Raw genomic sequence first — 25,738 nt, 5'->3', positions numbered from 1 at the left:
TTACCCCCGTGACGCCTTGCGGCCGTAGTCGCCGAACGGCTCGTCGCGGTGCTTGACCGCTTCGCGGAAGCCGTGCTCGACGGCGTCGGCGACGAACGCGTGCCCCTCGGGCGTGTGCCGGGCGACGCCGTCGAACACGGTGCCGACCATCCTGCTGGTGGCTATACCCTGTTGCAGCAGAGCGGAATTGAGCGCGAGCTTGACCATGATCAGCTGGTTGACCGGCACCGCGGCGATCCGCTGCACGAGCCGCTCGGTGCGCTCGTCGAGGTCCTTCGGGTCCGGGGCCTCGACCGCCAGGCCCCACTCGGCGGCCTGCTTTCCGGTGATGCAATCGCCGGTAAGCAGCAGGCGTTTGGCGCGCTGGTCGCCGAGCCGGTGCGCCCACAGGCCGGCCGCCGGGACGCCCCACACCCGCGTAGGCGGGTAGCCGATCTTAGCGTCGGCGGCGGCGATCACCTGGTCGGCGTGCAGCGCGATGTCGGCGCCGCCGGCCACGCAGTAGCCGTGGATCTTGACCACCGTCGGCTTGTCGGCGTGCATCAGGCTGGAGAACCCGCGCACGAACCGGCTCATCATCTGGTAGTCGATCATCGGGTCCCATGGCTGGTTCGGCAGGTGGTTGACGGCCTGCGTCTTGCCGTCCAGCACGGTGCCCCGGTAGGCACCTTTAAGATCCGCGTCGCCGGCCGGGCCGGTGCGATCGGCGTAGGCGGAGAGGTCGAAACCCGCGCAGAAGCCCTCGCCGCGCCCCGACACCAGGATGACGTGCACATCGGGATCGAGGTCGGCGCGCTCCACGAGCGCCGAGAGCTCCAGCGGGGTGTCGGCGACGATCGCGTTGCCCTTCTCCGGCCGGTTGAAGGTGATCCGCGCAACCCGATCGGTGACCTCGTAGGTCATCGTTTTCAGGTTATCGAAGTCGACCGGCCTGATCGCGTGAGTCATGTTGCGGCTCAGCCCTTTACCAGGGCCCGCTCCAAGATGGGCGCCAAGTCCAGTCCGGCCGGCATGGTGCCGAACGCCCCACCCCACCGGCCGTCGAGCCGGGTGGTCAGGAATGCCTCGGCGACGGCGGGATGCCCGTGGCGCACCAGCAGCGAGCCCTGCAGCGCCAGGGCGATATCCTCGGCGACCTTGCGGGCGCGGTATTGGATGGTGTCCAGGTCGGTCAGGTCTTGCCGCAGCCGCTCGACGTGGACGCCCAGCCGCGGATCCTGGCCCGCGCTCTCGGCGAGTTCGGCGAACAACACCTCGACGCATTCGGGGCGAGTTGCCATGGCCCGCAGCGTGTCCAGCGCACTGACGTTGCCCGAGCCCTCCCAGATGCCCATCAGCGGCGCCTCCCGGTACAGCCGCGGCATGCCGGAATCCTCGACATAGCCGTTGCCGCCCAGGCACTCCAGCGCCTCGGCGGCGTGCGGGGTGGCGCGCTTGCACACCCAGTACTTGCTGGCCGCCAGGCCGATGCGGCGCAGCAGCGCTTCTTGCTGGTCTCCGCGCACCGCGTTGTCGGTGGCGCCGGCCATCCGCATCGCGACCATCGTGGCGGCCTCGGCCTCCACGGCCAGGTCGGCCAGCACGTTGCGCATCAGTGGCTGGTCAATCAGGTAGGCGCCGAACGCCTTTCGATGCTGGGCGTGGTGGATGGCGCGGGTCAGGCCGGTACGCATGCTGGTCGCACTGCCCAGGGTGCAGTCCAGCCGGGTGAGGTTGACCATCTCGATGATGGTCGGCACGCCGCGGCCCTCCTCGCCGACCAACCACGCGATGGCGCCGTCGTATTCGACCTCGCTGGAGGCGTTGGCGTGGTTGCCGAGCTTGTCCTTGAGCCGCTGCAGGAACATCCGGTTGCGGGTGCCGTCGGGCAGCACCCGCGGTAGCAGGAAGCACGACAGCCCGCCCGGCGCCTGCGCCAGCACCAGGAAGATGTCGCACATCGGCGCCGAGGTGAACCACTTGTGACCGGTCAGGCTGTAGCTGCCATCAGCGTTGGGGCCGTTGGGGGTTGCCTGGGTGGTGCCGGCGCGCACGTCGGAACCGCCCTGTTTCTCGGTCATCGACATGCCCGCGGTGATGCCGGCCTTCGTGGTGGCCGGCCTGAGCTCCGGGTCGTAGGTGCGGCTGGTCAGCAACGGCTCGTAAACCTTTGCCAGTTCGGGGTTGTGGCGCAGCGCCGGGACGACGGCGTATGTCATCGAGATCGGGCACATGTGGCCCGGCTCCACCGTCCACACCGAGGTCTTGGCGGCCCGCACCACGTGCGCGCCCGGCCTTGGATCGGCCCATGGTGCGGCGTGCATGCCGTGGCCGATGGCGGCGCGCATCAGCTCGTGGTAGGCCGGGTCGTACTCCACCTCATCGACGCGGTGCCCGTGGCGGTCGTGGGTGTGCAGGATGGGTCGGTTGCGGTCGGCGAGCTCGCCCCACCGCTGCGCGTCGCGGCTGGCAGAAAGCGCCCCCACCTCATTCACCTCATCCAAGCCCCACTGACCGCCCTCGCGGATCAGCGCCTCGACGAGCACCGCGGAGGTCGCGGGGTTGTAGTTCTCCAGGGGCGGAACCTGGTTGGTGACGACATGCGTATCTGACATGGTGTCGATGTTACACTTTTTCGACAACCGAACAAGAGGTGTAATGCCAGTGTGGGGCCTCAGCCGCTGGTCTTCTCCCGCAGGAACGCGATGTCGTCCTTGCGGCCCTCGTCGGCGGTTTCGCAGATGACCGGCGCATCGGCGGCCTTGACCGCCGCCACCAGCAGCTCGGTATCGATCTGGCCGCTGCCCAGGTTGGCGTGGCGGTCCCTACCCGAGCCCGCCTCGTCCTTGGAGTCGTTGCAGTGCACCAGGTCGACGCGACCCGTGATGGCCTTGATGCGATCCACGGCATCCACCAGCGCCTCACCCGCCGCCCATGTGTGGCAAGTGTCCAAACAGAAGCCAATCCCGGTGTCGCCGATGCGATCCCAGAGCCTGCCGATGGTGTCGAAGTGGCGGGCCATCGCATGGTCGCCGCCCGCGGTGTTCTCCAGATAGACCTGCACGTCTGTGTTCAGGTAGTCCAGCGCCTTGACCCACCGCTCGAAGCCGGCCTCCATGTCGTTGTCGTCGGCGTGGCCGCCGTGCACGATCACCGCCGTGGCGTTGATGGCGGACGCCGCGTCGCAGGTGTCCTGCAGGATCTTGCGCGACGGGATGCGGATGCGGTTGTTGGCCGAGGCCACATTGATCAGATACGGCGCGTGGACGTACAGCGGGATGGTCGATGCCTTCAGTGTCTCGGCGTCGTCACGCGGCTTGGGCTTCTTCCAGCTCTGCGGGTTGCCGAGGAAGAACTGCACCACGTCGGCGCCGTCGGCTTGGGCGGCGGCCAGGGGATCGTCGTTGCGGACGTGCGAACCGATGAGCACGGTGGCCAGTGTAGTGAGGGTGCCGACGCATGTGGCGGCGCGCCCGGACCAATAGGCGACTTTCGAATCCGCTATCGCCGGCGCTAGCGTTTTCGCGGATCGAGTGGTGACTACTGCGCGGAAACCCACTGTGAGCATGGCGTGGGTCGGCGTCGAGCGTCACGCTAGCGCGACCCTGGAAATCGGCGGCCACGCCAGCGTGACGCTCGACGCGCACGAAACAGCCCCGGGTGAAAACCCGGGGCTGCTCGCGCTACTTAGCGGTAGTCGCTGTAGCCGTAGTCGTCCAGCGGGACCGCGGCCCCGGTGGCCTGGCCGAAGTCCGGGCTGTAGTAGTGATCCTCGTAGGACGGGATCGTGTACGCCGCGGCGCGGGCCTCCTCGGTGGGTTGCACCTGGATGTTGCGGTAGCGGTTGATCCCGGTGCCGGCCGGGATCAGCTTGCCGATGATCACGTTCTCCTTCAGACCGTTGAGCTTGTCGCTGCGGCAGTTGATCGCCGCATCGGTCAGCACCCGCGTGGTCTCCTGGAACGACGCCGCCGAGAGCCACGAGTCGGTGGCCAGCGACGCCTTCGTGATACCCATCAGCACCGGACGACCGGCGGCGGGCTCGCCGCCCTCGGCCACCACCCGGCGGTTCTCCGACTCGAATCCCGCACGCTCGATCAGCGAGCCGGGCAGGAACTCCGTCGCGCCCGAGTCGATGATGGTGACTCGGCGCAGCATCTGGCGAACGATCACCTCGATGTGCTTGTCGTGGATCGACACACCCTGGGCGCGGTAGACCTCCTGGACCTCGCGGACCAGGTGGATCTGCACCTCGCGGGGGCCCTGCACGCGCAGCACCTCGTGCGGGTCGGCCGAGCCTTCCATCAGCTGCTGGCCCACCTCGACGTGGTCGCCGTCGGACAGCACCCCCTCGGAGCCGTCCTCGTGCTTGAACACGCGGAGCCGCTGCCGCTTGGAGAGCTTGTCGTACACGACCTCCTCGCCCCCGTCGTCGGGAACGATGGTGATCTTGTAGAAGCGCTCGCCCTCCTCGAGACGGACCCGCCCGGTGACGTCGGCGATGGGCGCCTTGCCGCGCGGGACGCGGGCCTCGAACAGCTCCTGCACCCGCGGCAGACCGCCGGTGATGTCCTCACCGACACCACCCTGGTGGAAGGTCCGCATGGTCAGCTGCGTGCCGGGCTCACCGATGGACTGGGCGGCCACGATGCCGACGGCCTCGCCGATGTCGACCAGCTTGCCGGTGGCCATGGAGCGCCCGTAGCAGGTCGCGCACACGCCCGTGCCGGTGGTACAGGTCAGCACCGAGCGCACCTTGACCTGCGTGATGCCCGCCGCCAACAGGGCGTCGATCGACGGGTCACCCAGGTCCTCACCGCGCGCGACGACGACGTTGCCCGCCTCGTCGACCGCGTCGGCGCCCAAAGTCCGCGCGTACGCCGAGGTTTCGATGTACGGGTCGCGGATCAGCGTGCCGTCGGCCGCGCGCTCGGCCAGCTCGACAACGATGCCACGCTCGGTCTGGCAGTCGTGCTCGCGAACGATGACGTCCTGCGAAACGTCCACCAGACGCCGGGTCAGATACCCGGAGTCGGCGGTACGCAACGCGGTGTCCGCCAAGCCCTTTCGAGCCCCGTGGGTGTTGATGAAGTACTCCAGCACGGTCAGGCCCTCGCGGAACGACGACTTGACCGGACGCGGGATGAACTCACCCTTCGGGTTGGTCACCAGACCCTTCATGCCCGCCAGCGTCCGGGTCTGGGTGAAGTTACCCGTGGCACCCGAGTCGACGATCGTGATGATCGGGTTGTCGCTGGGGTAGTGCTCCCGCAGCGCCTGACCGACCTCGTCGGTGGCTTCCTTCCAGATCTCCACCAGCGCCTCGTTGCGCTCCTCGTGGTTCAAAGCGCCACGCTGGAACTGCTTTTCGACCTTGTCGGCCCGCTCCTCGTAGCGGTCGAGGATCTCCTTCTTGCGCGGCGGAACCAGCACGTCGGCCATCGAGACCGTGACACCGCTGCGGGTCGCCCAGTAGAAGCCGGCGTCCTTGAGCTTGTCGACGGTCTGCGCGACCACGATCATCGGGTAGCGCTCGGCCAGGTCGTTGATGATGGCGGCCTGCACCTTCTTGTGCATCTGCTTGTTCACGAACGGATAGCCCAGCGGCAGCAGCTCGTTGAACAACACCCGGCCCAGCGTGGTCTCGGCCATCCACGCGTCCCCCGGCTGCCAGCCATTGGTGCCGAACAGCTCGGCCTCAATCTCGGCCGGCGGACGCAGCTGGGTCAACCGCACCTTGATCTTGGCCCGCACGCTCAAAACACCGCGGTCGGCGGCCATGATGGCCTCGGCCGGCGAGGAGTACACACCCGTTTCCGGACGGTCGTCGGCGGCCGGCTGGTATTCGCCCGTGTCGCCCTCGATCTCGGTGGTCAGGTAGTACAGCCCGGTCACCATGTCCAGTCGCGGCATGGCCAGCGGGCGACCGGACGCCGGCGACAGGATGTTGTTGGAAGACAGCATCAGGATGCGGGCCTCGGCCTGCGCCTCGGCCGAGAGCGGCAGGTGCACCGCCATCTGATCGCCGTCGAAGTCGGCGTTGAACGCCTCACACACCAGCGGGTGCAGCTGAATGGCCTTGCCCTCCACCAGCATTGGCTCGAAGGCCTGGATGCCCAATCTGTGGAGCGTCGGTGCCCTGTTCAATAGCACCGGATGCTCGGCGATGACCTCTTCCAGCACGTCCCACACCTGGGGACGCTGGCGCTCCACCATGCGCTTGGCGCTCTTGATGTTCTGCGCGTGGTTGAGGTCGACGAGCCGCTTCATCACGAACGGCTTGAACAGCTCCAGCGCCATCAGCTTGGGCAGGCCGCACTGGTGCAGCTTGAGCTGCGGGCCGACCACGATAACGCTGCGGCCCGAGTAGTCGACGCGCTTGCCGAGCAGGTTCTGCCGGAACCGGCCCTGCTTGCCCTTGAGCAGGTCGCTCAGCGACTTCAGCGGACGGTTGCCGGGCCCGGTGACCGGGCGCCCGCGGCGGCCGTTGTCGAACAGCGCGTCCACGGACTCCTGCAGCATCCGCTTCTCGTTGTTGACAATGATTTCAGGAGCTCCGAGGTCAATTAACCTCTTCAACCGGTTGTTGCGGTTGATCACCCGGCGGTACAGGTCGTTGAGGTCGCTGGTGGCGAACCGGCCGCCGTCGAGCTGCACCATCGGGCGCAATTCCGGCGGGATCACCGGCACGGCGTCGAGCACCATGCCCATCGGCGAGTTGCCCGACTGCTGGAAGGCGGCGACCACCTTGAGCCGCTTGAGCGCGCGAAGCTTCTTCTGCCCCTTGCCGCTTCGGATGACCTCGCGCAGCGACTCGGCCTCGGCGTCGATGTCGAAGTTCTCGATCAGCTTCTGGATCGACTCCGCGCCCATGGCACCGGTGAAGTACTCGCCGTAACGGTCGACCAGCTCGCGGTAGAGGTTCTCGTCGACGATGAGCTGCTTGGGGGCCAGCTTGGTGAAGGTGCTCCAGATGTCCTCCAGCCGGTCCAGCTCACGCTGCGCGCGGTCGCGGATCTGGCGCATCTCCCGCTCGCCGCCGTCACGAACCTTGCGCCGGGCATCGGCCTTGGCGCCCTCCGCCTCCAGCTCGGCCAGGTCGGCCTCCAGCTTCTGCGCACGGGCCTCCAGTTCGGTGTCGCGCTGGTCCTCAACGCCCTTGCGCTCCACCATCATTTCGGCCTCGAGCGTCGACAGCTCGTTGTGCCGCATCTCGTTGTCGACCGAGGTGATCACGTACGCGGCGAAGTAGATGATCTTCTCGAGGTCCTTCGGGGCCAGGTCCAGCAGGTATCCCAGGCGCGACGGCACACCCTTGAAGTACCAGATGTGCGTGACCGGGGCGGCCAGCTCGATGTGTCCCATCCGCTCGCGGCGCACCTTGGCGCGGGTCACCTCGACGCCGCACCGCTCACAGATGATGCCCTTGAAGCGGACGCGCTTGTACTTGCCGCAGTAGCACTCCCAGTCCCGAGTCGGTCCGAAGATCTTCTCGCAGAACAGGCCGTCCTTCTCCGGCTTCAGCGTGCGGTAGTTGATCGTCTCCGGCTTCTTGACCTCGCCGTAAGACCATTGCCGGATGTCCTCCGCGGTGGCCAGGCCGATGCGGAGTTCATCGAAGAAGTTGACGTCGAGCACGTAACTCCCTTTCCCCTTGCGGGTTTAGTTACCAATAAGACGCTGGCGCAACGTTGCCGCTAAGCCAGGTCCTCAACGGACGCGGATTCGTTGCGGGACAAGTTGATTCCCAGGTTTGCCGCGGCCCGCTCCAGGTCCTCGTCCTCGCCTTCGCGCAGCTCGATCGCCGCACCGTCGGACGACAGCACCTCGACGTTGAGACACAGCGACTGCAGCTCCTTGAGCAGCACCTTGAACGACTCGGGGATGCCCGGCTCCGGGATGTTCTCGCCCTTGACGATCGCCTCGTAGACCTTGACCCGCCCGACCGTGTCGTCGGACTTGATGGTCAAGAGCTCCTGCAGCGTGTACGCGGCGCCGTAGGCCTGCATGGCCCAGCACTCCATCTCACCGAAGCGCTGGCCACCGAACTGCGCCTTACCGCCCAGCGGCTGCTGGGTGATCATCGAGTACGGGCCGGTGGAGCGGGCGTGGATCTTGTCGTCCACCAGGTGGTGCAGCTTCATGATGTACATGTAGCCGACGGTCACCGGGTACGGGAACGGCTCACCGCTGCGCCCGTCGAACAGCACCGCCTTGCCGTCGCCGTCCACCAGCACCTCACCGTCGCGGTTCGGCAGCGTCGAGGACAGCAGGCCCTGCAGCTCTTCTTCCTTGGCGCCGTCGAACACCGGCGTCGACACGATGGCGTCGGGCTCGGCGTGCAACAGGTCTTCGGGCAGGTTGGCGGCCCAGTCCGGAGTCCCGCCCGCCACGTCGACCTTCCACCCGGACTTGGCCACCCAGCCGAGGTGGGTCTCCAGGATCTGGCCGATGTTCATCCGTCGCGGCACACCGTGGGTGTTCAGGATGATGTCCACCGGCGTGCCGTCCGGCAGGAACGGCATGTCCTCGGCCGGCAGGATCTTGCCGATGACGCCCTTGTTGCCGTGCCGGCCGGCCAGCTTGTCGCCGTCGGAGATCTTGCGCTTCTGGGCCACGTAGACGCGGACCAGCTCGTTGACCCCGGCCGGCAGCTCGTCGTCGTCCTCGCGGGAGAACACCCGGATGCCGATCACCTTGCCGGACTCGCCGTGCGGCACCTTCAACGAGGTGTCGCGGACCTCGCGGGCCTTCTCGCCGAAGATCGCCCGCAGCAGCCGCTCCTCCGGCGTCAGCTCGGTCTCGCCCTTCGGGGTGACCTTGCCGACCAGGATGTCGCCGTCGCGAACCTCGGCGCCGATGCGCACGATGCCACGCTCGTCCAGGTCGGCCAGCACCTCGTCAGAGACGTTCGGGATGTCCCGGGTGATCTCCTCGGCGCCCAGCTTGGTGTCGCGGGCGTCGATCTCATGCTCCTCGATGTGGATCGAGGTCAGCACATCTTCTTCGACGAGGCGGTTGGACAGGATGATCGCGTCCTCGTAGTTGTGGCCTTCCCACGGCATGATCGCCACGAGCAGGTTCTTGCCCAGCGCCATCTCACCGTTCTGGGTGCACGGACCGTCGGCGATCACCTGGCCGGCCTCCACCCGGTCGCCCGCGTCCACGATCGGGGACTGGTTTGCGCAGGTGCCGTGGTTGGAGCGGGCGAACTTGCGCATCCGGTAGGTATGCCGGGTGCCGTCGTCGGCCATCACGGTGATGTAGTCGGCGGACACCTCCTCGATCACCCCGGGCTTGTTGGCGACGACGACGTCGCCGGCGTCGATCGCCGCGCGCAGCTCCATGCCGGTGCCCACCAGCGGCGCCTCGCTGCGCACCAGCGGAACCGCCTGGCGCTGCATGTTGGCGCCCATCAGGGCACGGTTGGCGTCGTCGTGCTCGAGGAACGGAATCATGGCGGTGGCCACGGACACCATCTGCCGCGGCGAGACGTCCATGTAGTCCACCTCGGAGCTGGGCACGTACTCCACCTCGCCCGCCTTGCGGCGAACCAGGACACGCCCCTCTTCGAAAACCTCGGCACCGGCCTCGTTGGGTCTGGTCGGCGAGTTGGCCTGCGCCACGACGTGGCGGTCCTCCTCGTCGGCGGTCAGGTAGACGATCTCGTCAGTAACGACACCGTCCACAACCTTCCGATAAGGCGTCTCGATGAACCCGAACGGATTGACCCGCGCGTACACCGACAGCGAACCGATCAGGCCGATGTTCGGACCCTCCGGGGTCTCGATCGGGCACATCCGGCCGTAGTGCGACGGGTGCACGTCACGGACCTCCAAGCCGGCACGCTCACGCGACAGACCACCCGGGCCCAGCGCCGACAGCCGGCGCTTGTGGGTCAGCCCCGACAGCGGGTTGTTCTGGTCCATGAACTGCGACAGCTGGCTGGTGCCGAAGAACTCCTTGATCGCGGCGACCACCGGCCGGATGTTGATCAGCGTCTGCGGCGTGATCGCCTCGACGTCCTGGGTGGTCATCCGCTCCCGGACGACGCGCTCCATCCGCGACATGCCGACGCGGATCTGGTTCTGGATCAGCTCCCCGACCGTGCGCAGCCGGCGGTTGCCGAAGTGGTCGATGTCGTCGGTCTCCACCGGCACCTCGACGCCGCCGGGAACCGTCATCGTTGCCTGGCCCTCGTGCAGGCGCACCAGGTACTCGATGGTGGCGACGACATCCGCTTCGGTCAGCGTGGTCGAGGCGGGTACGGCCGACTCGGCCGCCGGCAGCCCGAGCTTCTTGTTGACCTTGTAACGGCCAACCCTGGCCAGGTCGTAGCGCTTCTCCTTGAAGAACAGGTTCTCCAGCAGGGTCTGCGCGGACTCCTTGGTCGGCGGCTCGCCCGGACGCAGCTTGCGGTAGATGTCCAGCAGCGCCTCGTCGGTGCCGGCGGTGTTGTCCTTCTCCAGCGTCGACATCATGATCTCGGAGAAGCCGAACCGCTCGGTGATCCGCTCGTTGGTCCAACCCAGCGCCTTGAGCAGCACGGTGACCGGCTGGCGGCGCTTGCGGTCGATGCGCACGCCCACGGTGTCGCGCTTGTCGACGTCGAACTCCAGCCACGCGCCGCGGCTCGGGATCACCTTGACGCTGTGCAGCGTCTTCTCGGTCGACTTGTCGATGGTCTCGTCGAAGTACACACCGGGCGAGCGCACCAGCTGGCTGACGACGACGCGCTCGGTCCCGTTGATGATGAAGGTGCCCTTCTCGGTCATCATCGGGAAGTCACCCATGAACACCGTCTGGCTCTTGATCTCGCCGGTGTTGTTGTTGATGAACTCGGCCGTGACGAACAGCGGGGCCGCGTAGGTCATGTCCTTGTCTTTGCACTCGTCGACCGGCGCCTTGACCTCGTCGAAGCGGGGATCGGAGAAAGACAGCGACATCGAACCGGAGAAGTCCTCGATGGGCGACAGCTCGTAGAGCACCTCTTCCAGGCCACCTACCGGCTTGGCCCCCCCTTTGCCCTCGCCGCGGGCTATGGCGGCCTCGCGCCAGCGCGGCGAGCCGATCAACCACTCGAACGAGTCGGTCTGCACGTCAAGCAGCCCCGGAACCTCAAGCGGTTCGCGGAGTTTGGCGAAAGAAACTCGTTTCGGTGCTCCGGGCACGGAGTTGTTAGTGGAACTTTTTGGGCGACCCTGGGGAGGAGTAGTGTCCGTCTTGCTCTGGCGGGAATCTGCCAAGATGCATCCTTCCAGCACCTCGTGCGACTCACGGGAACCCTAAAAGGGCGCTGCCCAGCGGGCCCTGTTCGCCGCAATAATCTTGTCGGTTAGGCCGGCGAACGATCTGTCCGGATCTCACGCGCAACTAAATAGCTTCGGCCGCAGAAGGGGCTCAGGCTAAGACCACGGTGTCAAGTGGCGGGTGAGGTGGGCAGGAGGTAGCCAGCGCAACGTCCAACAATAGCGCAGGACCGCGCATTCCTCAACTACCTGCCCGGCGGGATCGGCGCTGGCTGGCGATCTCGACGTTCCCCGAATAGAGCAGACACATGCTGCCCAACAGATTGACCCGTTTACGCCCTGCCGTCAAGAGGGCGGGGCGGCAAGTTGCGCCAAGTTATCGCAAAATTTTCGGGTCACGGCTTCTCGCGGGGTTGGCCGGGGTGGCGCGTCAGTCGCCAAACTCGTGCGCCCGGAACTTGTGGGTGCCCTCGAGGTCGTCCAGGATCGCGACCTGGGCCTGCTTCGGCAGCGTGTGCAGCATTTCCCGCACCCGCGCCTGGCGCCTGGCGACGGCCTTACGCTCTGGCATCCCCGGCGACGCGACGATCTGCGGGGGCACTCCCTCGATTTCCTCCACACCGCCCGCGTGCTGACCCGCATCGAGTGCGGCCTGCTCTTCGGCCATGGTGGCCTCGTCCTTCTCCTCGGACATGCCGATCGGCCCGATGCGGCGGCCGTTGAGGAACTGCCGCACCACCGGCTCGTCGCTGGTCAGCAACACCTCGCGGGGGCCGAACATGACCAGCTTGCGACGGAACAACATGCCCATGTTGTCCGGCACGGTGCGGGCGATGTTGATGTTGTGCGTCACGATCAGGATGGTGGCGTCGATCTGGGCGTTGATGTCCATGATCAGCTGGCTCAGGTAGGCGGTGCGGACCGGGTCCAGACCCGAGTCGGGCTCGTCGCAGAGGATGATCTGAGGGTCGAGGACCAGGGCGCGGGCCAGGCCCGCGCGCTTGCGCATACCGCCGGAGATCTCGCCGGGGAACTTCTTCTCGTCCCCGCCAAGGCCGACCATGGTCAGCTTCTCCATGACGATGTCACGGATCTCGCTTTCCTTCTTCTTGGTGTGCTCGCGCAGCGGGAACGCGGTGTTGTCGTAGAGGTTCATCGAGCCGAACAGCGCGCCGTCCTGGAACAGCACGCCGAACAGCGTGCGGATCTCGTACAGCTCCTTCGCCGAGCATTCGATGATGTCGGTCCCGTCGATGACGATCGAGCCGCGTTCCGGGCGCAGCAGACCGATGAGCGACTTCAGGAACACCGATTTGCCGGTACCCGACGGCCCCAGTAGGACGCTCACCTCCCCGGCGGGGACGTCCAACGTCACGTCTTCCCAAATTCTCGAGGAACCGAAGGACTTCGTTAGTCCCTTCACCTCGATAGCGACGCCCATGGGGAATCCTTCCGTCGACGCTCGTCCCCGCCACCTGCCCTTTTCTGTGGCATGAGTCACTGTAGCGCACGGTTGGGGCCAGGCATCAGCGTTGTTCAGGACAGCCGGGAAAATTGCCCGTCCCGAGACGCCGCGGGGTCGCCGCTGGTCGCCGCTATTCGACGTGCGTGTTAGCCAGTGGGCGCCCAGTTGCCGTGGAAGCCCATCGGCACCCGCTGCGGCAGGTGCACGGTGGCCATCGGCTCGAGTGTGGCGGCATCCAGCAACAGCAGTTGGCCTTCGTCGCGGCCGCGGTGGTAGCCGTAGCCCATCAGGATACCGTCGTCTTCGGCACGGGCCGCCGGGTTGGGCACAAAAGACATCTCACCGATCAAAACGTCGGGCTCAAGCGGGGCGACCGTGCTGGATCCCTGCCCGTAGTCGTGCTTGTACAGCGCGGACGCGGCGCCCGAAAACTGCGCACCAACGGTGTAGCCGAACCGGTGCCGGCCACCTAGCAGATCCTCGTTGATCCGCGGGAATTCCTGTGGGCGGTCGTCGCGGCATTCGGTGCTCACCGCGCCGGTCGCGAGGTTGATGGTCCAGCGGTCCAGCGTGGGCGGGCTGTCGCCGGGGCCGCGCCGGTCGCGGTCGAACATCCGCGAGTAGCGCACCACGTCGAGCACCAAAACCTCGGCCCCGTCACGCATCTCGGAGTAGGCGTTGAGCGGGTGGTAGACGTAGCAGGGTTCGATGTCGAACCAGCGCACGTCCCGGTTTCCGCCTTCGCGGGGCATGACCCCGATGCGCGCCGGGTAGCCGGGGTTCCAGGCGTACGGCATCCGGTCGGAGTGCTTGGGGTTGCGGTTCATCATCGCGGTGACCGGGCTCGGTACCCGGACGCGTCCGACCAGCGACTGCATCACCAGCCGGGCCGGCAGGCTCAGCCAGCGCGGCATCTTCGCCGGCAGCACCTGCACCGGGTCGAACGTCACCGGCAGGTCGTAGATCACCACATATTTGTCGGTCAGCGAGAAGTCGTGCATCATCGGCGACCCCGACACCTCGATGTCGACGGTCCGGCGGGCCCGTCCCTGGGTGTCGATCACCGAGTACTGCACCGTGCGCCCGCGGGCGAACGAGTAAGACACGGCGTGCAATTCGCCGGTGCGCGGGTCGCGGTGCGGATGAGCGGTGTAGCCGCCGGTCAGGGTGCCGTCGAAGTCGCACGTGCCGATGGTGTCCAGCTCGTCGGTCAACTCGTAGTTGGCGATACCGCCCTCGACCAGCGCCAGGGTGCGTCCGGCGTGCGTCAACACGTTGGTGTTGGCTCCCAGCGAAAGCATGCCCGCCCGCGGGTTGAGCCGGGTTGGTGCCGGCTCGTCGAGGGCGGCGCACACCGACAGGCTGCGCACCCAGCGGTTGCGGTACCAGCGGGCCTTCCCGTCGCGCAGCGCGACCCCGTGCACCATGCCGTCACCGCTGAACCAGTGATAGGTGGCCGGGTCGACCTCCTCGGCGGGGTTGGGCCCGTTGCGCAGATAGCGCCCGTCGAGGCGCTCCGGGATGCGCCCGGTGACCTTCAGGTCGGTCGCGGTCACTTCGGCGCCCACCGGCGCCAGGAAGCCGTCGAGATACGGGTTCCGGGATGGGGCGGTTTGCACGGAAGTCACTTCTGAACTCCTATAACATTGATATTTCAGCGTTATATGGACGGTACGCCGCCAATGAGAAGATGGCAACGATGACTTCGGAGACTCAACCCAGCGTTCGCGATGTTCGTGACGAGATGCTGCACGCCGCCGTCGGCCTGCTCGACGAGCACGGGCCGGATGCGCTGCAGACCCGCAGGGTGGCCGCCGCCGCCGGCACCTCCACGATGGCGGTGTACACCCATTTCGGCGGGATGCGGGGGCTTATCGCCGAGGTCGCCGAGGAGGGCTTGCGGCAGTTCGACGCCGCGCTGACGGTGCCGCAGACCGATGACCCGGTCGCCGACCTGTTCGTCGTCGGCGCGGCCTACCGGCGCTACGCCATCGAACGCCCGCACATGTACCGGCTGATGTTCGGCAGCACCAGCGCGCACGGCATCAACGCACCGGTGCGCAACGTGTTGACGCTCACGGTCGCCGAGATCGAGCAGCACTATCCCAGCTTCGCCAACGTGGTGCGCCCGGTGCACCGATCGACGCTGGCGGGCCGGATCACGGTGTGTTCGCCGGACGACGACGCGGCAATAGTGGCCACGGCGGCCCAGTTCTGGGCTTTGACGCACGGGTTCGTGATGCTCGAACTGGCCGGGTATTACGGCGACGACGGAACGGCGATCGCGCCGGTGCTGGGTTCGATGACTTTGAAACTGCTTGTCGCCCTGGGGGATTCACCGGAGCGGGTGGCACGGTCGCTGCGGTCGGCAGGCGGCGGCCGCTGAGCGTACGAAACCCCCGGGACCAGAGCCGGATGGCGGTCCCGGGGGTTTCGCTGTTGGCTACTTGACGGTGACGGTGGCGCCGGCGGCCTCGAGCTTGCCCTTGGCCTCCTCGGCGGCCTCCTTGGCGACCTTCTCCAGCAGCGGCTTGGGCGCGCCGTCGACCAGGTCCTTGGCCTCCTTGAGGCCGAGGCCGGAGACGATCTCGCGGACCACCTTGATGACGCCGATCTTCTTGTCGCCGGCGGCCTCGAGGATGACGTCGAACTCCGACTGCTCCTCGGCGGCCTCGGCGGGCGCGCCACCGGCGGCGGGGCCGGCAGCAGCGACGGCGACCGGGGCGGCCGCGGTGACCTCGAAGGTCTCCTCGAACTTCTTGACGAAGTCCGAGAGCTCCAACAGGGTCATTTCCTTGAAGGCGTCGAGCAGGTCGTCGGTAGACATTTTTGCCATGGTGTGGGTCCTCCTGGTTTGTGGTTGGGTTACTCGGCTTCAGCCGGGGTCTCGGTGGGCGCCTCCGTGGCGGCTGGCCCCTCGGCGGCTTTCTTTTCCTGCAGCGCGGCCACCAGGCGGGCGACCTGCGAGGCGGGCGCGTTGAACAGTCCGGCCGCCTTGGCGAGGTTGCCCTTCATGGCGCCGGCCAGTTTGGCCAGCAGCACCTCGCGCGACTCCAGGTCCGCGATGCGCTCGACCTCGGCGACCGTCAGCGGGTGGCCGTCCATGTAGCCGCCCTTGATGACCAGCGCCTTGTTGTCCTTGGCAAAGGTCTTGATGGCCTTGGCGGCGTCGACCGGCTCACCGGTGACGAATGCGATGGCCGTCGGGCCGACGAACAGCTCGTCAAGGCCCTCGATCCCGGCGTCGGAGGCCGCGCGCTTGATGAGGGTGTTCTTGGCCACCGCGTAGGTGGCCGATCCGCCGAGGGAACGGCGCAGCTCGGCCAAGTTCGCCACCGTCAAGCCGCGGTATTCGGTGATCACGGTGGCGGTCGATTCCTTGAACTGCTCCGCGATGTCTGCAACGGCGGTGGCCTTGTCAGCCCTGGCCATGCATACCTCCTGAAAGTGAAAGCCATGCGACGTGTCGTCTGCGATTCACCGGGGAACGACGAACGCCCCGGCGCAGGAAGCGGCCGGGGCGTAAAGATCCGCCGGCGCACGCCGGCGATGATGCCTCGTCCTCCTGCGTGGGCCGCCGGGATGTTCCCGGACCTTCAACCGATTGCTCGGTGACCGACGGTCTTCGGTGGATCGGTAGCCACCATAGCCTGACCGGCCGCCGTCAGCCAAAACGGTTCCAAGCTAGGTGGCCGCGACGGTCAATATGGCAAAGAGCACCGCCAAGATCCCCACCCGCAGCCAATGCAGACGATCCCACCGGGCCACGAGCCGGCGGGAAGGCTCACCGCCGGCCGGGCATGCCACGATGCGATTGTTGATCGGCACCAGCACCGTCACGCTCAGCAGCATCACGCCGGCCATCAGTCCCGCCGCGATGCCCAACAGCCAACAGCGGGCGGCTCCGGACGCGGCGATGGTGGCCGCCACCAACAGCAGCAGCGCGGCGGCGTACCAGAACGGCATCACCTTGCCCAGCAGCCGGCCGGCGTCGCCGCGCGCCGCGCGGAAGGAGTCGTCGGGAAGCCGGGCCAGCACCGGATTGGCGAACGCGGCGACCGCGAACTCCGCACCCACCATCGAGCCGGTGATCACAATCGCAAGGGCATCAATCATGCGGTCCATGGCAACGACCCTGGCTGCTATGCTGACAAAAATCAAGGTACTGACAAATTAGTCAGCATATGCACGGGGCCGGGAGCTGCGAATGGGCGTGTCAAAAACGGAGGTCGGCGACTGCCCGATTGACGCCGCGCTGTCGGTGATCGACGGCCGTTGGAAGGGCACGATCCTGTGGCGGCTGAGCGACGGGCCGATGCGGACCGCCGAGCTGAGGCGCAGCATTCCCGGCATCACCGAGCGGATGCTCATCCGTCACCTGCACGAGCTGGTCGACGCCGGGATCATCGAACGCCACGACGCCCGGACGGTGCCGCCCTGCGTGCACTATTCGATTTCCGAATACGGCACGACGCTGGCTCCGGTGCTGGCGAGTTTGTGCGATTGGGGGCGAAAACACATGCAGCGCAACGCCTCTAACACGCGATTGAGCGCTGGTAGTAACTAGGTGGACTCTCGATTCCTCCGGGCCAGTCGGCGGGTGCTCGCGGGTTGAGCCGGGCCGCACCGATGCCGCCGACCAGTGTCAGCACGCCCGCGTTGTGCAGGCGTGCGGCATGCAAACCAGCCCGTTGGCCGAGGAAGCTGATGGGCCCGCAACGGGCACGGGCAGGCTCTCACTGGTTTGTAAGTCGGTCGAGGGTTAGGGGTTGATTGTCGATTTCGTCCACACCCCCGGTCGGCGTCGAGCAGCGCGCACAACGTGGGGCAATGATGCTGTCTGAAATTTGATGTCGTATGTGCTATCACGCTGGCGATTAGCCCGTTGCCCTTGATTAGGAGTGAAATCACCTTCTCCTCCAGAGGACTCACACCTTCAAGCGAATGCTCATACTGGGCGTCCACGAATCGGCCCCCTTCGTACGAAGGGGGCCGATTGCCGTTGGCCGGTCACCGGCTCGCATCGGAGACCTGCACCGGACTCAGAGCAACTTGAGCAGGTTGGAAATCAACAACCCGATATTGCTTGCGAACGTTGCGCCGAAGCTGGCCAATAGCGACGGCATTTGCGACGAAACGTTTTGCAATAGTGTGGTCAATCCCGTGCTAACGCCGCTGACGGCGTTGCTCAAAGATGGCCAACCATTGGTCAACTGGGTCACAAAACCCTGCAGCGCGCCCTGCAAACTTCCGCCCGTCGCGATATTCACCGCATTGGGAGCCACGATCGATTTCGCCAGACCCGGGGCCAACTTCGTCAACAAGTCGGTGTGGAGCCAGAGGCCGAGCAAGCCCTGCGTCCCGGTAGGGCCGTTGAGGAACCCGTTTGCCACTGCGCCAGGGGTGTTGAGCAGGTTGCTGATCGCCCCGACTGGATCCCCACCGGCCCAGGCGCTGGACGCAGCCTGAAGACTCTTTTCGAGCGCCAGCGAGGCTTCGAGTGGGAGTCCTTCAACCACAGCGCCAACACCCGTGGTCAAGCCGGTCGTCGTCAGATAGTTGGTCGCGTTGGCCAGATTCTGGGTGAAGTAGGCGGGTATCTTCACAATGTTTTCCAAAGGCGTCGCGATCTGGAGGATCGGATCCTGATAGAAGGCATCGAACAACTGGCTTATCGCGCCACTGATGTTGCCTGACCCGAAGTCGGTAAATGCCGTGTTTAGGAGCGGCCAGAAGTTGGTCGACTTAGTCCCGGTGTAGAAGGTAACGGCGGCCTGCGCTGCAGTTTGCCATGTTTTGACGTACAGGTCGCCGTAGGAGGCCCAGTTGGCGGCGATCTGCTGCAGGGTCGGGAACGGAAGTTCCTGGAAGGTATTGAAAGCTGCCTGCAGGTTGGTGCCCGCTGTCTGAAAAGTGTTAACCCACGTCGCGAGGGGCAGGGGCAGTGCGGCGGGGTTGATGAAGTCGGTGAGCGCGGCCGCAGGAACGGCGCCCGCGCTTGCGCCGCTCGCGAGTGAGGCGAGTTCGTTTTCCACACCGGAAAACAGGTCCAACATGCTGTCAGCGGCGTCGGTGAGCTGAATGTTTGACATGCTCACCTGGCGTAGTTGTTGACCCACGTGAAGGTCGGGCAGGTGCTGGGCCATCGGACCGGCTGCGATGACTGCCGCGCTGGCCAGGGCGACTCCAGCAGTGATGTGGGGGCGGGCTGCGAGATCCACGACCATCTCCTTTGTACGACTCTGGATAACGACGAATTGGACGAATTGAATGTACTTACGAAATATATTGAGCGGATTATGGCAATAAAATAGGAAATTAACTGTGGCGATATATACGTGCAGCAAAACCCGTGCTAAGTGCACGGAAAACTATGGTCGGCTCAGAGCACATTGACGGCCGGCCAAAATCATTTATGGGCAGCATCCGAATTAGTCAGCAAGAGTGCAATACAGCGTCGCTACCGGGCGTCGACAAAGTCATGTTGTGAGCGTCTCGATCCGCCCACAACCAGACAATTCACTTTCCCTCAACATGCCGATGGGTTTCACCGAGCAGCACCACAGCAGGATGATGCAAGCTGACGGCGAAAACAGTCGTGCGGCTTGTCCGTTATCGCTACGGCACGAGGAGATAACGGTAGGTGGAGCCGCAGTGGGCACGGGATGGGTTTTCACCACTAGTCGACACCTGGCTGCCGCAGATCACATGGTCGGAGAACGAGGTGTATCGCGATGTCATCGTGCGCTGCGTGCCGCTACAGGCCACAGCGCCTCGGTGACGAGCACGGCCTGGCCACGTCGGTGTCGGCGGTGAAATACTATCTCTCAGCAAAAACACGAGCGTTCTGTACGCCCTGGCTAACAATTGCATTGTTGCGGCGACAGTTACCTTAAGTGCCGGGATGAATGCAGGTCGGTGCGCTACCGACAGGTACTTTCATATTGAACTATCACAGCGGCGGATAGAGTTCGCTCCGAACCCCTATACAGCACAGCTACGAGGAGTTTTTGGACTCCAGGACGATTGCGGAGCCACACGTTCCAGAAGCGATCACCCCAACCCTCTCGAAAGTCCCGCGGGCCAAAGTTCTTCGTAAGTACCGCGACTAGCCCTCGCTAGCGCCCTCCTGGTTCGGTCTGAAACCACCTGCCGGTAACGCCTGAAACAGGTTCACCTCATCTTTTTCATTAGCCAGTGGCCGCTGGATGCAGGCATCTACCTAGGCTTATATGGAGATATCGACGTTCGCTGGAGTAGTTAGCTAACTACCCGCAGCCAGCCTGGCCGCGCCCACCAACCCGGCCTGGCCGCCGAGCTCGGCGGGCACCACACGCAGGCCGGCCAGGAAGGCCAGGCCGGCGTAATCGGCCAGCGCCGCGCGCAAGGGATCGAAGAGCAGGGGTCCGGAATTGGCGACGCCGCCGCCGAGGACGACGAGGTCCAGGTCGCACACCGCGGCCACCGAGGCGATCATCGCCGCGAGCGCGGTGGCGCCCCTGCGGAACGCGCGCAGCGCCACCGGGTCCCCGGCCGTCGCCGCGGCCGCCAGGTCCCTGGCGCCGGCGCCGGGCGGGGCGGACCAGCCGTTGGCCCGCGCCCAGCGCACCAGCGACGGGCCGGCCGCGACGGTCTCGACGCAGCCGCGGCCGCCGCACGAACAGGGCAGGCCGCCCTGCTCGACCACCACGTGACCGACGTGACCGGCGTTGCCGGTGCGCCCGGTGTAGGGGTGGCCGTCGAGCACCAATCCGCCGCCCACGCCGGTGGACACGACCATGCCGAGCAGAAAGCGCGCGCCGCGGCCGGCGCCGCGCCAGTGTTCGCCCAGCGCCATGCACACGCCGTCGCCGCCGAGCCGTACGGGCACGCCCGGCACCCCGGGAATCGTGGCCGCGACCCTGTCGCGCAGCGGGAAACCCTGCCAGGAAGGGATATTGATCGGGCTGACGGTTCCGGTGTGCAGGTCGATGGGACCGGCCGAAGCTATGCCCACCGCGGCGACCGCGCCGTCGGCCGCGCGCAGTGCGTCGGCGATCGCCGCGGCGACCGCGGCCCAGACCTCCTCGGCCCCGACGCCGGTCGGCGTCGGCTGGATCACGGTGTGCACCAGCGCGCCGCCGGCGTCGGCGAGGCCGGCGGCGATTTTGGTGCCGCCGATGTCCAGGCACAGGGTGAGCATGGCGATCAGTGCCGATGGGTGTTGTCGGGTTGGCGCGGGTCGCCCGGATGCTCGTAGCCGGGGGCGAGCCGGACCAGCTCGGCCCGGCGCGAGTCCAGCCACACCCGGAAGGCGCGCCGGCGAGCGGCGCCCCGCAGATGCTCGGCGACCGCCGCCCGCACGTCTGCCAACGACGGGCCGGCGAGCGGAGGCACCCGCCAGCCGTGCGGGCCCGGGCGGGGCGCGGCGAACCGCAGCGGGTTGCGGGCGTGGTAATCGGCCACCTCGCCGTCGCTGACCCGAACGGCCGCGGTGACGTCGGCGAACAGCGCCCGCGCCAGCGGATTCGCCAGCACGGCCGCGGCGACGCTGCCGATCTCCAGCCGCGCCGTCACGTCGGGCAGCAGCTCGGCCTCGGTCGGCGCGTCCCGCCCGGTCAGTCCGCGTGCGGCCGCCTCGGCGGCGACGACTCGCTCGGTCACGACCAGTTGGGTGAGCCAGCGCCGCAGCTGCCGTCCCTCGCCGGTGCCGGATGCCGGCAGCGCGGCCGAGCCCGGACCGTCGCGCAGCCGCGCCTCGGCCGCGTCGACCTCATCGACGGCGACCGGGGAGCCGGCAACGGTCGCCACCGGCCGGGCGCTCATGTCACGGTCACTTTCGCCGCCGGTGAGTAGAGGAGCCGGCCGGCGCAGCCCACCCGGACCAGGGCCCACCACTGGCCGGGGTCCTGCCACGCCGGTGGCCTCACGTCGAAGCCGAGCTCGACCGTGCCGCGGGCGGGCAGGACCGCGCCCACCGCGGCGGGGCCGATCCACTCCCACGTGCCCCAGGGGCTGATCAGGTGCGCCTCCAGCGCCAGGTCGGCCCGGGCGTGGCTGCCGACCGTGACGGTCAGCCGGGCCGTCTCGCCCGCGGCCAGCTCGACGTCGGCCGGACCGTCGACGAGGTGGACCAGCTCGGCCCGGCGGCGCGCGCCGACCTGGACGACGCACACGTCCTCGACCACCTGGCGCCAGGCCGCCGGGACGTCATCCCCGGTGATGCGGAGCTGGGCGCGGACCGGGTAGAGCCCGGGTCGCGTGCGGGGCGGGATCGACACGACCACGTCGGCCTCTCGATGATCGCCGCTGCACAGCGTGAACGGCAGCTCGGCGGGCGTGGCCGACCAGGCGTCGGGGCACACCAGTTGCACCGCGCCGTCCAGCGCGGCGTCGCTGCAGTCGCTGGCCGCGGTGAGGCGCAACACCACCTCGCCGCCCGCCGCGGCGGTCACCCGCTGCGGGTGCAGGTGCGCGACGGCCGGCAGCCCCCCGAGCGGCGCGGGTCCGCGGTTGTGCAGCCAATAGCGCGCGTAGAGCGGTTGCGCGGCCTCGGCGTTGGGGGCCAGCTCGGCGAAACCGCTTAGCACACTGGGCATTTCGAGCCGAGCCAGCACGGTGGTCACCTGATAGCCGTGCAGATCGACCGATCTCGTGGGCCCGTGCGGCCTTTCCAGCAGGTCGGCAAGTTCGAGCCCGCCCACCTTGCCCAGCTCCGAGCCGATGGCAACGCGGGCGCCCGTCCCGGCCGTCTCCACCAACCGCAGGGCCACCGCGCCCGGGTCGACCGGCGCGGCGCTGCCCGCCGCCAGCGGGTTGCCGGCGGCCTTGAGGGCCGCCACCTGTACGACGCCGGCGGGCTCCACGCGCAGCAGCGACCCGGCTGGCGGCAGCTTGCCGCGTCGTTGTTTTGGGCGGACGGCGAGCAGCGGGTGGGAGAACTGCGCGCTGCGGGTGGGGATTTCGGCGTGCCGCCAGTCGCCGTCCCCGCTTGCCAGCGCGTAATCGAAGGCGTGTGTCCAGTGCTGGAGTTGGAAGTTGGAGCCGTCGGGCACGGTGCGGCGCAGGTCGTCGATCCAGGTGCCGGACGGCCAGCCGGTGCAGGACCGCATCAGCGCGGTGTGCAGGGTGCCGTCGGTGTCGACGGCGAAGCTCGGCACGCCGCGGTTGAGCAGCGCGACGGTGCGGGCCTCGAAGCGCTCCGCACCCGGCGGCGCCTCCTGAGCGACCACGATCTCGGCGTCCCCCAGGTCGTCGACCACCGATGCGATCGCGGCGGCCAGGGTTTCCTCGTCGCGGCCGTCGATCACCAGCACCGGCAGCGCCCGTGGCGGACGCAGGTCGGCGCCGGGCACCCAGGCGGCCGCCAACGGTGTCGCGGCGGGCACCCAGACCCTGGCCCGGCCCGTCTCCGACAGCTGGCGGTCGAGTTCGGCGGCATACACCGAATCCGTCTCGGCGAGAACGACTTTGGTGAAGGCGTTGCGGGCGGGCCCGCCCAGCGCGATCCGCATGTCGGGCAGGTTGGAGTCGACGTCGAGGTGGCCGTAGCGCGGCTTGTCGGCGCCGCTGCAAGTGGCCGTGACGCCGGCGCGGACCAGCGCGACCATCAGCTCGCGGGCCAGCGGTCCGGACGCCGCCTCGGCCGGCGGCACCACCTCGGCCACCGATACCGCCCGGACGTCGTTGCCGACGCGGACCCGCACCGCCGAGGACAGGCCAAACCAGCCGAAGGCCGGGTTGTCCAGCGTCCACGGGTGCTGCGCGGTGTCCACGGATTCGGCGCCGTCATGCAGCAACGCGAAGCCCCGCCCGATGACGGCGTCGCCCACCTCGCTGACGGGCATGGCGCCCGGGACGGGGCACGGCCAGCGCAGCCGCACCAGGCGGTCCTGCCCGGTGAATTCGTCGATGGTGGTGCGGCAGTCCACCCGCGCCACGCCGTTCCACAGTGTCAGGGTTTGGGTGTAGCGCAGCAGGGTGCCGATCCGGCCGGTCACGACCAGCCGCTGACCGAGCGGGCCGTGGTAGGCCCGCACCCGGGCGCGGGATTCGGACGAGCACACCACCGGGCCCTTGGGCAGCAGGTGCCACGGGCCCTCCCCCTGCGTCGGGTGCGACGGGTATTCCTCGTAGACGGCGAGCTCGTTGCCGACCCGGCCGTCGGCGATCAGCTGACGACCGTCTTGGACCAACGACGCGACTCCCCCACCGCGGGCCGGGTCGACCTCCAGCCGGTAGTGCTCGTTGGCGATCTGCGACCCGGGCACCGGTTCCCAGCCCGTCGGCGTGTCGGCCGGGGCCAGCCGGTAGGCGCGCCAGCCCAGCGACGGCACGTCGCGCGCCAGCCAGGTGACCGACCGCCCGTCGTGCTCGACGTGCGCGGGCAGCTCGACGCCGTCGGCGTCAAGCACGCGCACCCCCGCGCCGAGCGGCGGGTCGAGCCGAACGGTGACGACGTCGGTGCGGGGGTGCGCCAGCGGGTTCCACACCACGACGGCCTGGGCTGGCGAGTCGATCGCGCCGGACAGCAGCGCCAGCGAGTTGTCCCGGGCCGCGCGGCCCAGCTCCCACGCGTCGCGCCAACCGGTCAGCAGGTCGAGGTAGACCTGGTCGGACTCCGAGCCGGTGATGGCGTCGTGGTGCGCGCCGTAGGCCAGCTGCACCCACGCCTTGGCCAGGGCGGCCTGCGGGTAGTCGGCGCCGGCCAGCAGCGCGGCGAACACGGCGAAGCGCTCGGCCTCCAGCACGGCGTTCTCGGCGGCCCGGTTGGCCTGCTTGGTGTCGATGTAGGAGACGTCCTTGCCGGTGTAGATCGGGTTCATGTCGCGGGTCTGCGGTGACGGCACCCGCCCGCCCCGCGCCAGTTCGGCGCGCACCGCCGCGAAGAACTCCCGCGGCAGCGCGCACACGAACCGCGGCCAGGTGTAGCGGGCGGCCCAGTCGCGGTGGATGGCGGTGACCCACTTGTTCGGCGGGGTGTAGTCGGTGCCCACGGGCAGCAGCACGTTGCGGGTCAGCGCGACCGTCTTGAGCTGGTCGAACAGCGCGTAGGTGGCGTCCTCGGCCTCGGCCAGCGAGGTCGAGGAGTCCATCCACCAGCCGGCCGAATAGTGCGCGGGCATGTAGTGGGTCAGCAGCCCGCGGCCCGACGGCGCGATCCACTCGAACTCGCTGCAAAACTGCATGCGGTCCACCCCGCCCTGGGCGGGGCCCCACTGGTGGTGCGGGCCGCGGGCCCACGAACTCGACGTCAGGCCGGCGTCGGCGGCCAGCCCGGGAAATTGCGGATCGTGCCCGAACACGTCCAGCTGCCACGCGGTGGCCGGGTCGGCACCCAGCACGTGACGCTGAAAGCCGATGCCGTGCACCAGGTTTCGGATCGTTGTCTCCGGGCTGGTGAGGTTGGTGTTGGGTTCGTTATAGGTACCGCCCATGATCTCGACGCGACCCTGCGCGATGAACCGGCGCAGGTCGGCACGGTCCTCGGGGTGGGTGTCCCAGTACGGCTTGAGGTAGTCCACTTCGGCCAGCACGAACTTGTACTCGGGCTCGCGGCGAGCCATTTCCAGATGCGCGCGCACCAGTTCGAAGCCGTTGGCCTGCCGGGCCCGCCCCGGCGGGTTCTCCCGCCACTGGCTGGTGTAGGCGCCCTGCGTGTTCCACCACACCGGGTCGTAGTGAAAGTGGCTGACCATGAACATGGTCCACCCGGGCTCGGCCACGGTGAACTCGAAGCGCACGATGGCTCCGGCAGCGTGCACCCACGCGTTTCGCCGCTCGCCGACGACGGGACGGTGCACGGCGACTGGAACCTCGACGACCTCTTGGCCGACGCTCACGGCCGCCTGGCCACTCAGGCCGTCGCCGTCGATGCGGACCGGCGCCGGCTCGGTGCAACGGGAAACGGTGACGCGCGCCAGCTGCAGCGGCGCGTCCGGCGGCCCGACGAAAAGCTCCGTCGACTCCACCGAAACCACCTGCATCCCTGCACCTTACGGCGGGCAAAGCCAACCCGGCATCGGGTCGAGGTTGTCCCGGTTCACCCCACCCCCGCTTGACGATG

General features: G+C 67.6%; 16 protein-coding genes. 2 read left to right on the top strand and 14 right to left on the bottom strand.

Translation table 11 applies throughout. The features are described 5' to 3' along the window. From K3U93_RS04180 to K3U93_RS04150, 7 genes are all read right to left on the bottom strand, one after another. Entirely contained in the window at nucleotides 1-948 is a 948-nt protein-coding gene (locus tag K3U93_RS04180) for a crotonase/enoyl-CoA hydratase family protein (protein WP_083009372.1), read from the bottom strand. An 8-nt stretch (nucleotides 949-956) separates the two neighbouring features. Beyond that, on the bottom strand, nucleotides 957-2,594 hold the full coding sequence (locus tag K3U93_RS04175; protein ID WP_083009369.1) for an acyl-CoA dehydrogenase family protein: 1,638 nt from the start codon (nucleotides 2,592-2,594) through the stop codon (nucleotides 957-959). A 59-nt stretch (nucleotides 2,595-2,653) separates the two neighbouring features. Next, on the bottom strand, nucleotides 2,654-3,409 hold the full coding sequence (locus tag K3U93_RS04170; RefSeq protein ID WP_071509433.1) for a deoxyribonuclease IV: 756 nt from the start codon (nucleotides 3,407-3,409) through the stop codon (nucleotides 2,654-2,656). A gap of 257 nt (nucleotides 3,410-3,666) precedes the next feature. Further along, the gene (locus K3U93_RS04165) at nucleotides 3,667-7,617 is read right to left on the bottom strand and encodes a DNA-directed RNA polymerase subunit beta' (protein WP_071509434.1); all 3,951 of its coding nucleotides are present in this window, start codon (nucleotides 7,615-7,617) and stop codon (nucleotides 3,667-3,669) included. A 59-nt stretch (nucleotides 7,618-7,676) separates the two neighbouring features. After that, nucleotides 7,677-11,225 (bottom strand): DNA-directed RNA polymerase subunit beta, encoded by a 3,549-nt coding sequence (gene rpoB, locus K3U93_RS04160; RefSeq protein WP_139796758.1) that lies wholly within the window; start codon nucleotides 11,223-11,225, stop codon nucleotides 7,677-7,679. 433 nt (nucleotides 11,226-11,658) lie between these two features. Beyond that, nucleotides 11,659-12,669: an ABC transporter ATP-binding protein gene (locus tag K3U93_RS04155; RefSeq protein ID WP_071509436.1), complete on the bottom strand. Its 1,011-nt coding sequence runs from the start codon at nucleotides 12,667-12,669 to the stop codon at nucleotides 11,659-11,661. A 170-nt stretch (nucleotides 12,670-12,839) separates the two neighbouring features. After that, nucleotides 12,840-14,321, bottom strand: a complete 1,482-nt coding sequence (locus K3U93_RS04150; RefSeq protein WP_083009363.1) for a carotenoid oxygenase family protein — start codon at nucleotides 14,319-14,321, stop codon at nucleotides 12,840-12,842. A 71-nt stretch (nucleotides 14,322-14,392) separates the two neighbouring features. Here K3U93_RS04150 and K3U93_RS04145 point away from each other — a divergent pair, with 71 nt between their 5' ends. Further along, nucleotides 14,393-15,079, top strand: a complete 687-nt coding sequence (locus K3U93_RS04145; RefSeq protein WP_083009521.1) for a TetR/AcrR family transcriptional regulator — start codon at nucleotides 14,393-14,395, stop codon at nucleotides 15,077-15,079. A 57-nt stretch (nucleotides 15,080-15,136) separates the two neighbouring features. On the opposite strand, the gene rplL is transcribed toward K3U93_RS04145, so the two are convergent. The 3 genes from rplL to K3U93_RS04130 form a co-directional block, all read right to left on the bottom strand. Next, nucleotides 15,137-15,529, bottom strand: a complete 393-nt coding sequence (rplL, locus tag K3U93_RS04140) for a 50S ribosomal protein L7/L12 (protein WP_071509438.1) — start codon at nucleotides 15,527-15,529, stop codon at nucleotides 15,137-15,139. A gap of 29 nt (nucleotides 15,530-15,558) precedes the next feature. Then, entirely contained in the window at nucleotides 15,559-16,125 is a 567-nt protein-coding gene (gene rplJ / locus K3U93_RS04135) for a 50S ribosomal protein L10 (protein WP_083009360.1), read from the bottom strand. Between the two features lie 252 nt (nucleotides 16,126-16,377). Continuing rightward, nucleotides 16,378-16,818, bottom strand: coding sequence for an anthrone oxygenase family protein (locus K3U93_RS04130; protein ID WP_083009357.1), 441 nt, complete (start codon nucleotides 16,816-16,818; stop codon nucleotides 16,378-16,380). Nucleotides 16,819-16,900: 82 nt separating this feature from the next. Here K3U93_RS04130 and K3U93_RS04125 point away from each other — a divergent pair, with 82 nt between their 5' ends. After that, nucleotides 16,901-17,260: a winged helix-turn-helix transcriptional regulator gene (locus K3U93_RS04125; RefSeq protein ID WP_083009355.1), complete on the top strand. Its 360-nt coding sequence runs from the start codon at nucleotides 16,901-16,903 to the stop codon at nucleotides 17,258-17,260. A gap of 475 nt (nucleotides 17,261-17,735) precedes the next feature. Here K3U93_RS04125 and K3U93_RS04120 read toward each other — a convergent pair whose 3' ends face one another. The 4 genes from K3U93_RS04120 to K3U93_RS04105 form a co-directional block, all read right to left on the bottom strand. Next, nucleotides 17,736-18,920 carry a hypothetical protein gene (locus K3U93_RS04120; protein ID WP_220688581.1) on the bottom strand — a complete coding sequence of 395 codons (1,185 nt, stop codon included), beginning with the start codon at nucleotides 18,918-18,920 and terminating at the stop codon, nucleotides 17,736-17,738. Nucleotides 18,921-19,957: 1,037 nt separating this feature from the next. After that, on the bottom strand, nucleotides 19,958-20,875 hold the full coding sequence (locus tag K3U93_RS04115) for an ROK family protein (RefSeq protein WP_083009349.1): 918 nt from the start codon (nucleotides 20,873-20,875) through the stop codon (nucleotides 19,958-19,960). A gap of 5 nt (nucleotides 20,876-20,880) precedes the next feature. Continuing rightward, on the bottom strand, nucleotides 20,881-21,498 hold the full coding sequence (locus K3U93_RS04110; protein WP_083009346.1) for a DUF7158 domain-containing protein: 618 nt from the start codon (nucleotides 21,496-21,498) through the stop codon (nucleotides 20,881-20,883). Next, nucleotides 21,495-25,658: a glycoside hydrolase family 38 N-terminal domain-containing protein gene (locus tag K3U93_RS04105; protein WP_083009344.1), complete on the bottom strand. Its 4,164-nt coding sequence runs from the start codon at nucleotides 25,656-25,658 to the stop codon at nucleotides 21,495-21,497. The genes K3U93_RS04110 and K3U93_RS04105 overlap by 4 nt, the downstream gene beginning before the upstream one ends. Nucleotides 25,659-25,738 lie beyond the last annotated feature (80 nt).

Source organism: Mycobacterium malmoense, from assembly GCF_019645855.1.
Lineage (GTDB): Bacteria > Actinomycetota > Actinomycetes > Mycobacteriales > Mycobacteriaceae > Mycobacterium > Mycobacterium malmoense.
Note: the sequence above shows the minus strand (reverse complement) of the source record. Positions and strands in the feature narration are given on the sequence as shown.